Annotated in this window: 1 protein-coding gene and 1 pseudogene; both read right to left on the bottom strand. The window is 60.3% G+C overall.

Annotated elements, in window-relative coordinates:
• Window positions 1–101: 101 nt before the first annotated feature.
• On the bottom strand, window positions 102–1,031 hold the full coding sequence (locus FJY68_14030; GenBank protein MBM3332940.1) for a hypothetical protein: 930 nt from the start codon (window positions 1,029–1,031) through the stop codon (window positions 102–104).
• Window positions 1,032–2,777: 1,746 nt separating this feature from the next.
• Window positions 2,778–2,885 (bottom strand): annotated as a pseudogene (locus FJY68_14025) (tyrosine recombinase).

The following is a 2,885-nucleotide window of genomic DNA, read 5'->3' as shown; positions in this document are numbered from 1 at the left end:
GGGCGTTCTCCGGGCTGCCGGGGCGATTTTGCCCCGCTTGAGCTGCGCCGCAGCGCCGTCAGGACGGCTCTTTACGGCCATTTCCCCGTTTGGGACAGGCTCTACCTATACCCGTAGTATAGGAGCCCCGACTCGTTGTCGGTCCACTTCGTGGAGAACCGGAACGGGTTGGCATCGGCCAGGTCGCCCGTGGCGCGGACCGGTTCAGCAAACGGGCCGTATTCGTACCGGGCTTGCGTGGTGCCGTCGGCAGCGCTGACCAGGGCGGCGACGTTCCCATTGGCGTCGTAGGCGACGAAATGGACGCCCGTGGGCACGGTCTTGCCGGCGTACGTCGACTGCTGGTTGTTGACCCAGAGCAGCCCGCCGACGCCGCCTGCCCCGGTCAGGCTGCCCGAGAGGTCCGTGCCCCAGACGTACGTCCGCAGGGGCGCCTTGCTCCCGTTGAACTCGCAGACGACGTTCCAACCGTCGTACAGGCAGATCGTGTCCATCTGCAACTGCCACGTGCCACTGTACGTGTAGAACTGCATGCGGATCCGGCGGCCTTGATGATCGTACTCGAACACCAGGCGCTGCCTGGCGCCGGTCGGCGAATCCAAGTCCCGCCGCATCTCGATGAGCCGGTTCTCCGCGTCCCAAGTGCAGGCCCACCGGCCGTCCGCGGTCAGGCTCCCGTCATCGTCATGACTGAACGCTTCGGACGCGGCCGGCACATACACCTTGCCGCTCTCGCTCTGCCCAGCCCCGAATTGCGAGACCACCTGAATCGTCGGGTACTGCGCCGTGCTGTTCGGCACGTTCAGCGGCCAATGGAAGTACTCGCCCTTCCGATTGGCGGTGTTGCCGTTCACCGTCACACCAGCCGTCGGGTTGGTGATGCCGGTCACATCCACGTAGGCAGGAACGGTCCGAGTCGTGTACTGGTTGAGCCGGTTGGCGGTGTAATCGGAGACCGCTGAGGCGCGGCCACCCGTTGTGTCCCGATTGCCGATGTCGTCGAAGCGGTACTCGAACTGTTGGCCGGCCACGGGTGTCCTTGGTCCAAGGGTATGCCGAACCGGCCGGCTTCCCAGGAAGGCTGAAGAGACCGATAGCCTCGAGTGGCACAACAATCCAACCTTGCTCGGCAAGCAGTTCATGGAACTAGCAAATGGTTATTCCGGTTCCTCCAACTCCAAAATTCCGCTTTTAACTCAGCAGACTCTATGAACCGCACGGCACAGTCCGCACCTAAGAGGTAGCCACCATTGTTGTGAAGCATTGGCGTATGCCAGTGAAGGTCCCGTAGCGTACCCGGCCTCAGTACCAGACCCGGTCTGGCAGATAGGTTGCGGTCCCCAGCAATGATCCACATTGGCTCACCTAGCGCTAGGTTTGTGCTGAGAAAATAGGATACGTTCTCATTACTCAGGAGGTTACCTGAAAATGCAGGTCGGCGTTTGTCGCCGGGGCAAACAAGAGCCTTTGGATGCAGACCCTCTTCTTTGCATAGAATGCTCACAAACCGCGCGGGCAGGTCTGCGCTGGTCGAGGTGGGATCGTTTTCCAAAGCTGTGATATCTTGCTGATTAAAGTCTTGGGAACGATTGGCGACAGCTGACCACAGCTGTTTGAGGTTCGCCGCGCAGCTCGCGCTGGATCTTCGGTCAGTGATACTCTCTCTCCGCACCCAAAGCCATGCGAACAGGCAAAGAACGCATGTCGCCATGACGACGGTTACGATATCCGAGCGGCTCATGCGGGCCGGCCTCCGATTATAGTTGTGACGTCGACGCAGAAAAGTCCCGTACCGGAATCCTGCCATGTAACATCCCCTGGCAATCGATATACGCGTCAGGAGAGGTTGATTGATATGGCGCATAGTACTGAAACTCCTGTCTGACTGCCGACGGATCATGTGGTTCGAAGCCTCCCTCGTTCCTGCCTTTTGCGTCTCCCCACCAGTCGAACATGATTTGCTCCCGGGCATTACCGAGGATGTCAAATGACACACAAATGATCACCTGGTGGTCGCGCCTTTTGTCGTTCACGTCATTCGCGATATAGTCCCGGTGTTCAAGGTAACACCTCCAGCACGGTGGAGTAGGCATTATCCAATTGATGACATCCTGCGAGGAGTTCTTGCAGGAAGCAGGGTTCTTGCGGTCGTTAGGACTGGCTGGCGATAATCCGCGAGCAGCTGCCTCGTTAACGGCGTCCTTGTACATGTCGCGCAAATCGCTGCGTCCTTTCCTTATCGTCTCATCGTTGCAGCATGTTAATGGACACACGCCAGACCACTCGAAGCGACTCGGAGACGGCACGTAGCCAGGAGTCCGAGTCGGGGGAGGTTTCGAGGGCTCTGCAGGCCAAGGCCGTTCCAGAAACGCAGCACGGCCATCGATATCGACCCTTCCAACTGGACGGTTACCAACTAAGCTGTGCAGATTGCTTGCTCCGTCGACCTCCCCAATGGGGTCGCGGCTTAGCCATTTAGCCCGACCCGATGCGGTTCTGTAGGCGCAGGGCCTGGAACCCGTTGCGATTCCGTGGCCACGACGGCCTCGACGTGATGGGCGACCCGATGCGCGGCAGCGCAAGACCCCGACGCGAGTTTGGCGGGGGGAGGTCAGTGTGGCAGCGGAGAACCAGCGCGGCCCGGCCACTGGCGACAGGTCAGCGGCTAAGCAGGCAACGCCACTCTGACGGTCCTCAACCACGGCCCGATCTTACGCTTTTGGCGGGGCCGGGGGAAGCGCATTCTGAGACTGATTCTGCGAATCGGTCAGCCGGGCGGCGGGGTGGCAGCGGGCATGAACTTCCTGGAGCTGCTTGATCGAGACCTCGGTGTAGATCGCGGTCGTGTCCAGCTTCTCGTGCCCAAGGAGCTGCTGGATGTAGCG

The sequence above is a fragment of the candidate division WOR-3 bacterium genome (assembly GCA_016867815.1).
In the GTDB taxonomy this organism is placed as follows: domain Bacteria; phylum Hydrothermota; class Tepidihabitantia; order Tepidihabitantales; family Tepidihabitantaceae; genus UBA2258.
The sequence above is the reverse complement of the archived record's forward strand: the minus strand, read 5'-3'. Positions and strand labels throughout refer to the sequence as shown.